At 47.3% G+C, this 8,792-nt stretch carries 6 protein-coding genes; all 6 read left to right on the forward strand.

The window, feature by feature from the left end; translation table 11 throughout:
• Positions 1–902 (forward strand): ATP-binding protein (locus tag Q7V48_14855; protein MDO9212006.1); only part of this gene is annotated, 902 nt, incomplete at its 5' end.
• A complete protein-coding gene (locus Q7V48_14860; protein MDO9212007.1) occupies positions 886–2,784 on the forward strand; it encodes a sigma 54-interacting transcriptional regulator in 1,899 nt (632 codons plus the stop codon). The genes Q7V48_14855 and Q7V48_14860, both read left to right, overlap by 17 nt.
• A gap of 34 nt (positions 2,785–2,818) precedes the next feature.
• On the forward strand, positions 2,819–4,186 hold the full coding sequence (locus Q7V48_14865; protein ID MDO9212008.1) for a sigma-54 dependent transcriptional regulator: 1,368 nt from the start codon (positions 2,819–2,821) through the stop codon (positions 4,184–4,186).
• Between the two features lie 246 nt (positions 4,187–4,432).
• Complete coding sequence (locus tag Q7V48_14870) at positions 4,433–5,224, forward strand: DUF1848 family protein (GenBank protein MDO9212009.1); 792 nt, start codon at positions 4,433–4,435, stop codon at positions 5,222–5,224.
• 1,073 nt (positions 5,225–6,297) lie between these two features.
• A complete protein-coding gene (locus Q7V48_14875) occupies positions 6,298–8,175 on the forward strand; it encodes an ATP-dependent DNA helicase (protein MDO9212010.1) in 1,878 nt (625 codons plus the stop codon).
• A gap of 112 nt (positions 8,176–8,287) precedes the next feature.
• On the forward strand, positions 8,288–8,792 hold a 505-nt coding region (locus Q7V48_14880; protein MDO9212011.1), incomplete at its 3' end, for an LON peptidase substrate-binding domain-containing protein.

An 8,792-nucleotide genomic window follows, 5' to 3' on the forward strand; every position in this document is an offset into this window, starting at 1 on the left:
AGGTCTGCCTGCCGCTCTTTTACTCGGAGAGGTTGATCGGATTTATTAACCTGGGGCACAAAGCAAGAGAAGAAATGTACTATCGGGAGGATCTTGACCTCCTGAATACTTTGGCCAACCAGGTAGCCATTGCCATCGAGAATGCCAACCTTTATGAGAATCTGAAAAAGTCGCAAAATATTCTACGCCGTTCAGACCGCCTGGCTTCTCTGGGAACGTTGATTGCCAGCCTGGCCCATGAAATTCGCAATCCCCTGGTATCCATCAAGACTTTTACCCAGCTTCTTCCGGAACGTATAGATGACGACGAATTTCGTAATTATTTTCTTAAGGTCGCTTCAGGGGAAATCGATCGCTTAACTTCCTTAATCAACGAACTCTTGGGATTCGCTAAACCATCCGAGCCCAATCTAAAAGGGGAAGATGTCAATGCCATCATCGATCGAATGGAAGTTTTAATTGCCACTGAAGCCCGGAAGAAAAACATCACTATTACCAAAAATTATGCCCCCAATCTCCCTTCAGTTTTAGTCGATGCCGAACAGATTAAACAGGTATTACTGAACATTCTCTTGAACGCCATTCAGGCAATCGAGGGGCAAGGGGAGATTTGGATTGATACCCGGATTGTTCGCCTAACACGCGATGACAAAAGTGAACCTTTCCTGCAGATCGAAATCCGCGATACCGGAATCGGAATTCCACCGGAAAATTTAGATCATGTCTTTGATCCTTTCTTTTCCACCCGGCCGGAAGGCAGCGGGCTGGGTTTAGCGATCAGCCACCAGATCGTGCATGAACATGGGGGCTTCATCGACTTAGAGAGTGAAGTTGGCAAGGGAACGAGTTTTCGAATTCATTTTCCATTGAAACCCGGAGGAAAGGGTGCTTTCACAAAGTAAAGGCGGGAAACGGAGGGTTTTAGTGGTAGACCCTTCATCCACCGTCCGTGCGTCAATCTGGATGATTCTGAAAGAGGAATTTGAGGTACTAACCACGAGCAATTTCCAAGAAGCCGTAGAAGTGGCCGGGCGGGAAGAGGTAGAAATTGTCCTGGCCGGGGTGGACCTGCCCCCAGTTTTTTACAGTTCCTTTTTCCACGATTTGCGCAAAACCCAGCCACGATTGCCTTTCCTCTTACTCCTGGGAGAAAGAGCGGCCTGGGGAAAAAAACTGGATCTGCCTGGTAGCGATTGGTTAGACAAACCCTTTCCGGTGCAAACCCTGCGCGAAAAGATTCAGGCCCTGCTTCTGGAAAAAGATTGGGGTGAAAAGAGTCGGCCTTCAAGAATTTCGCTTTCGGCCGAAGAAAAAATCAAATCCTGGCTCTATTCCTCCCGGATGCAGCCCGAGGTGCGGGAAAAAGTATTCAAAGTGTCTTTTTCCTCACTTCCGGTTTTCATTCAGGGCGAAGAGGGCACAGGTAAAAGCGAAGTGGCCAAAGCGATTCACTTTCTGGGCCCCTTTAAGGATACACCCTTCATTCGTTTTTTTTGCCGCGAATTAACGCTGGAAAGATTTATGCGCAAACTTTCCTTCTGGCTGCAAAATTCGGGCAGAGGAGAGAATGTTTCTTTGACCCTTTTTTTGGAGGAAGTGGAGAACTTAGATTGGGACTTGCAATCAACCCTTTTAGATCTTTGGAAAGACCAGCGGATTGGCTGGCCCGGTCTGGAGGAGATAGGCATCGAAGCCAAAATTATAACCACTTCCACTACTTCCTTGGCGCAAGCTATATCCGCGGGCAAATTACGGGGAGAACTCTACCAGACCCTTGAAATGCTGCCCATCAATCTGAAACCTCTCCGCGATCGCCAAGAAGATATCCCCCGCCTGGCTACCGAAATTCTTCAAGAGCACAGCCAAGAGCAGATTTCCCGGAAAAAATTTTCCCCGGAAGCCTTGCAGGTGCTGCAGCAATATCATTGGCCAGGCAACTTGCGCGAACTGGAAAGCTTAACCCTGAGATCAGCAGCCTTGAAAGAAGGGGAGCTGTTGCTCCCGGCAGACCTGATCTTCAGCTTTGGGCAAGGAGAATTATGGATTGCCTCCCGAGAAGAGAAAGAAAAAGACGGAGGCCGTTTCTCATCGGCGATGCCGGCTGCAGAAAAGGGATCTTTATTCGATGCTACCCTTTCGACTTTGGCGCATGAGATAAAGAATCCTTTGGTGGCCATCAGCACCTTCGCTGCTCTCCTTCCGGAAAAATACGATGATCCAGAGTTCCGGGAACAATTTTCCCGCCTGGTGAACCTAGACGTCAAACGGATCAACGAGCTTTTGGAAAATCTTTTGGAATTTGCCCAATTTCCCTCCCCCCGCATCCGGGAAAATAACCTCACCCTTATACTGAAGGATGTTCTCAAAGAGAAAGAAAAAAAATTAACCCAACGGGGAACCCGGTTGAGCTTGGATTTGAAGGAAAATTTACCAGCGATCCTTTTTGATGCAGTTCAGTTGGAATTTGTTTTGCGGAACATACTGGAAAATGTGTTTTCCACGATTGAAGGGGACAAAGATTTGCGCCTCTCCATGGATTTGCTTGCAGAAGGGGAAGGCCAGAACAATTTCGTGGAACTAGTTGTTTGGTATGATGGCCAGGACGGGATTATCCGCAATATCCAGAAAGCCTTCGGACCAGAAGCCGGGCTGAATTTCGAGAACCTGAGTTTGGCTCTGGCCCTGGCTCGTAAGGTCATGGTTCGGAATCGAGGAGATATGCTGGTAAGCCAGGAAGAAGGTGCTGGGACAACCATTCGCCTTCGGTTCCTGGTTGCCGGATGAAAGATTGGGGCAAACCAGTCAATAAAGGAAAGCTATGCGGAAGATTTTGATTGTCGATGATGAAGTAAGCGTGCGGGATTCGCTACGCATGATCTTTAAAAAAGATTATCAAGTGATCATGGCTGGTAGTGCGGAAGAAGCCATTATCACAGTAAAGAGCGAAGAACCAGATTTAATTTTTTTAGATATCATCATGCCGGAGAAGGATGGTATGCAGGCTCTCAAGGAGATCCGGGGGATGCACCCCCAGATTCCGGTCATTATGCTCACCGCTACCAAGACCCTGAAAACTGCTGTGGAAGCCATGAAACTGGGAGCTTACGACTATATCACCAAGCCTTTTGATGTGGAGGAATTGAAATTAATTGCTCAAAAGGCCTTAGAGAGTCGTGACCTCAGGAGGGAAAACCGGAGGCTGCAGGGAGAAGTAGAAGAGCGCTACCATTTTGATAATATCATCGGCAAGTCCAAAGAAATGCGGGATATTTATGCCACAATCCGACAAATCGCCGAAAAAAATTCCACGGTTTTGATTCACGGCGAAAGCGGGACGGGGAAAGAGTTAGTCGCCCGAGCCATCCACTATAACAGCCACCGCAAGAATAAACCTTTTGTGGCGGTAAATTGTGCGGCCATTCCCGAGACGCTGATTGAAAGCGAACTTTTCGGGCACGAAAAGGGTGCTTTCACGGATGCCCAGACTCGACGAATTGGACATTTTGAACTGGCCGATCAAGGAACCCTTTTTCTGGATGAAATTTCTGAACTGATCTTGCCCACTCAGGCCAAAATCCTTCGCGCTTTACAGGAAAGGGACTTTGTCCGGGTGGGAGGGGGGAAGACCATTAGCGTGGATGTGCGCCTGATCTCGGCCACCAATAAGAATCTGGAAGAGCTGATGGCCCGGGGAGCTTTCCGTTCGGATCTTTTCTACCGCATTAACGTCGTCCCTGTAACGATTCCACCCTTGCGCAAGAGAAAAGAAGATATTCTTCTGCTAGCGAAGCACTTTCTGGATAAACACGCTGGGGTCGGGAAAAAGAAAATTTCACCCGAAGCCATGGATATCCTGATAGCTTATGATTGGCCGGGGAACGTTCGCGAATTAGAAAATATCATCGAGCGGATCGTAGTGCTTACCACTTCGGATACAATAACCCCCGATGACGTTCCATCTTCTTTGAAGACCGAATCCCGGGTGGAATTAATCAAGCTGGGAGTGTTAGACGGGAGAATTTCTTTCGAAGATGCTGAAAAAGAATTCGAGAGGGACATTATCATAGAGGCCCTAAAAAAGAGCAATTTTGTGCAGACCCGAGCTGCAGACCTTTTGGGTATGAGCAGAAGAATTCTAAAATACAAGATGGACAAATATAGTATCGCGGAACCACCCGAAAACTGATTATTCGGTAAGAACCGAGCCTAAGTCCCCGCTTACTTTCCAGAATTACCCAAAATTTCTAATAACCATCGACTGACCAAATTAGGAATTAAGTCGCGCTGTATGCTCTGACCCTTGTTGCTCCCGTCCGGGCTCCGTTAATCAAAATAAATTCATCAACCTATTGAAAAGTGGAGGGGGCAAGCAGAGCAAATGCATTGACGAACACTCTGGGAAACCGTATGATGGACCAAGTTGGCAAAAGACATGGGTAGGAAAGATCTCCTTGTCATATCGGCCAGTCGCAGGACTGACCTGGTGGGGTGTTTCCCCGGGGTGATGATAGAGCGACTCAGGGAGTATCCGCCCCAAGATGTGCACTCCGTAGTCGTGTGGACCAAAAATCCCCAAAATATGATCATGGAAGGGGAATTAAGGAAAGTTCTTAGGGAATATCGGCTGATTTACGTCCACCTTACCATCACGGGTATGGGTGGAGGGGAATTTGAACCCATGATTCCCCATTGGAAAGAAGTTGTCAAGATGATCGGACCCCTGGTTGACCTTGTGGGAGGTCCCCTACGTATTTCCTGGAGGTTTGACCCCATCTTAAAAGTGGAAGGGGATGGAAAAGCATACAGCAACTTTGATCTGTTCCCAGCATTAGCCGATGCCATTGCTCCCTTCGGAATTAAGATTTGCCGGGTGAGTTGGGTTTCACCTTATAAAAAAGTAGTGATCCGATTGGGCCAAAAAGGCTGGCGTCTTATTCCTCAAATTCATGATGAAAAGATTAGCCAAGCTGGACAATTGGCCGATTTTGCCCAAAGGCATGGAATGGACATCCATTTTTGCTCCATGGAAGGGTTTCCAGTTTCACGCTGTATCGATGGTGAATTTCTAAGCAAAATTCACCCCGATGGACTGGCCTGTTCAAAAGAAAAAGCCAAGGGGCAACGGGAACTCTGTGGGTGCACCCATAGCATAGACATTGGCTGGTATTCTCTTCAGTGTAAACACGGATGTTTGTATTGTTATGCCCGCCCGTGGAAAAAATAGGGTTCAAAGGGCCAAGGATTCAAACGGAAAAAGTATTAGGTGTTGAGTGTTAAGTTTTTAGGCCTAACGCCTTGCGCCCCAATCCTTGAACACTGGCACCCTCAAACTCTTTATTTTCCACTTGACCCCTTGGCCTTTTGAAACGAACCCTTTACAGGTTTTTGGGAAAAGATGAGAATGCCAGGAAATAGGAAAAATTCAATTTCGCTAAAATTTCATGGTTGGGTTGGACTGGGTATCATTGGAGCCTCGGAAATATTACTATTTGCGGGAGTGCCATTTGTAAATACCTATTTCACCCCATTGGTCTGGAGCGGTTATATCCTTTTTATCGATAGTTTGGTTTATAAAAACAAAGGAACGTCTCGGATACTCACTCGCCCTGGAGAATTTGCCCTCATACTGCTTTTGTCGGTGGGATTTTGGTTGATCTTCGAGTTCTACAACCTTTACATTCAAAACTGGCATTACGTCGGCCTACCGGAAGATCTCCTTTTACGCTGGATAGGATACGCCTGGGCTTTTGCCACAATCTGGCCCGCTATACTTATCACAGCCGAAGCCCTGGAAAGCTGGGGTCAACTTTACCAAGGTAGAATTAAGCCGTTAAAAATAAAAAGAAAATATCTTTATTTTTCTTTGGTCTTTGGTACATTTTGTTTAATTTTCCCCTTAATTTCTTCTAAAGAGCTTGCTAAATATTTGGCTGCTCCTGTTTGGCTGGGTTTTATTTTTTTATTGGATCCACTCAATTATTGGATGGGAAGGAAGTCATTGTTCGGGGACCTGGAGAGGGGGGATCCACGGACCCTTTATAGCCTACTTCTTTCCGGTTTCGTTTGCGGTCTACTCTGGGAATTTTGGAACTATTGGGCCGGGGCCAAGTGGCATTACACCGTTCCTATATTGGACCATGTGAAAATTTTTGAAATGCCGGTTTTAGGGTATTTAGGGTTTCCGCCTTTTGCTGTGGAATGCTACGTCATGTACTCCTTCACGATAAATGTCTTCAAAAGAAAGTCAAACTCTTGATTGATAGCATATTTAGTCCTTCTGGAGTTTTAGCTCAAAAAATGAGCTCCTACGAATATCGCCCGGAACAGAGGCAGATGGCGCAGGCTGTAACCCGGGCCTTTGCCCAGGAACGATCCTTAATCGTTGAAGCCGGAACAGGAACAGGGAAAACCCTTGCCTATCTCATTCCGGCTGTTTTGAGCGGCAAGAGAGTTATCATCTCTACCGGGACCAAAACCCTCCAGGAGCAACTGTACTTTCGCGACATTCCATTTATTCGGGGGAAATTAGGTTTTTTATTTAAAGCTTCCTTCATGAAAGGAAGAGGGAATTACCTGTGCCGGCGAAGGTTCCGCCTTTTTTCCCGCCAGCCTATGTTGAAGGCCTTTGAGGAGATCGCTTACTATCATTCCTTGAAAAACTGGGCCAGCCGAACCAAAACCGGCGACCGGGCCGAATTGGCCGAACTTCCGGAAGACCTGGAATTATGGAAGGAAGTTTGCGCGTTGAGCGAAACCTGCCTTGGACAGGGCTGCGAATTCTTTGACCGCTGCTATATCACCCGTATGAGGCAGGAAGCAGCGGGGTCTGACGTGGTAATCGTCAACCATCACTTATTTTTTGCCGACCTGGCCGTCCGCTTGAAAGGGTATGGAGAGGTTTTGCCACGTTACGAAGCAGTAATTTTCGATGAGGCTCACCAACTGGAAGAGGTAGCCACCCAATATTTTGGATCAGCCGTAAGCAATTTCCGCTGCGAAGAGTTGGCCAGAGATGTCCGCCGGGAAGTAACTGCCTCCAAACTGAAAAATGAGGCTTTGAATAGAATTTCCAGCCTTATCTCCGAAAGCCAGGAACATTTTTTTGCCCTTTTCCGCGGCGGTGAGTCCCGCTACCGCTTAAAGGAAAATCATTTTAAAAAAAGTAAGGATCCAGGTCTAAAATTAATGGAGGGATTAACTTCCATCACCGCCCACATCGGAGGAATGAAAGAACCTGCGGAAGGATTGCGAGCCTTAAGCCGGAGGGCTGAGGAGTTAAAACGGGAATTGCAGGCCATTTTGGATCTTTCCGAGACTCGTCTGGTTTATTGGTGCGAGGTGAGAGGAAGAGGCGTATTCCTCCATGCTTCCCCCATTGACGTATCCCCAGAACTTCAGGGTCAGCTTTACAATCAGGTGAAAACGATTATCTTCACTTCGGCAACGGTTTCAGCGCAGGGAACCTTCCGATTTTTCAAAAAGCGTGTTGGCTTGGTTGACATCTGGGAAGATGTGACGGAAGAATTGATGTTGGATTCTTCTTTTGATATGCAGCAACAGGCACTGCTTTATTTACCCCCCAATTTGCCTGATCCCAACCATCCCTCATTCCTGCAACAGGCGGCCGAGGAAATCCGGGAGATCCTTGAAAAAACGCAGGGAAGGGCGTTTCTCTTATTCACGAGCATCAAAAATATGGAAGAAGCGTACAGGTTGTTAAAGGGGCAACTTCCTTTTACCTGTTTTTTACAGGGTGAGCGCCCCAAATCGGCTTTGATCCAAGCCTTCAAAGAAGACGTGAACTCGGTTCTCTTTGCCACGGCCAGTTTCTGGGAGGGGGTGGACATCCAGGGGGAAGCTTTGAGCTGTGTGATCGTGGACCGGCTTCCTTTTTCCTGGCCAAACGAACCCCTCATGGAGGCCCGGCTGGAAAGAATCGCTTCTTCCGGCGGAAGCCCTTTCTGGGATTATCAAGTTCCCTCGGCGATTATTCTTCTTAAGCAAGGGTTAGGGCGCCTGATCCGGACACGCCAAGATCATGGTTTATTGGCCGTTCTCGATCCTCGTCTTTTATCCAGGAGCTACGGGAAAGCCTTTATGAAAAGTCTCCCTCCATGCCCTGTAGTACATGACCGGGAAGCAATCGAGCGGTTTTTTACCCCCCTTATTGGTTGACTATATGGGGGGGAAGTATTATAATTATTTATCAGATTAAAAATTGCGTCCTGGGAAAGAAACTAACCCTGAAGCGCCATTAATTATTTTGCATTGCTTTGGAGGGAAAACAATGGGAAATCTTCCCGAAGAAGAACAAATTAAAATTCCAGAAACCTTACCCTTATTACCGGTCCGCGATACGGTAATTTTTCCTTATATGATCCTGCCGCTTTTTGTGGGTCGAGAGACCTCAATTAAGGCTGTTGATGAAGCCTTGGCGAAAGATCGGATGATTTTTCTAGCCACTCAAAAGGTGGCTACGGATGACAATCCAATCCCCGAAGGCATCTACTCGGTGGGCACAGCCGCCATGGTCATGAAGATGCTCAAATTGCCTGACGGGAGGGTGAAGATCTTAGTACAGGGGTTAGCCAAAGGGATCATTAAAGAATACCTCCAAGAGAAACCTCTGTTCGTCGTCCATATTCAGCGGGTAGTCGAACCTCCCTTAGAAGATATATCCCTGGAGGCAGAGGCCCTTATTCGCAGCGTCAAGGAACAGAGCGAGAAAGTTTTAACGTTGAAAGGAATCCTTTCTCCGGACGTTCTGGCCATCCTTGACCAGATCGAAGAAC

The organism is Deltaproteobacteria bacterium, from assembly GCA_030654105.1.
Classification (GTDB): Bacteria; Desulfobacterota; SM23-61; order SM23-61; family SM23-61; genus JAHJQK01.

Bases quoted from the DNA above. Each gene is read 5' to 3' on its own strand.
- Q7V48_14865 (MDO9212008.1), top strand. From the start codon at position 2,819: ATGCGGAAGATTTTGATTGTCGATGATGAAGTAAGCGTGCGGGATTCG.
- Q7V48_14870 (MDO9212009.1), top strand. From the start codon at position 4,433: ATGGGTAGGAAAGATCTCCTTGTCATATCGGCCAGTCGCAGGACTGAC.
- Q7V48_14875 (MDO9212010.1), top strand. From the start codon at position 6,298: ATGAGCTCCTACGAATATCGCCCGGAACAGAGGCAGATGGCGCAGGCT.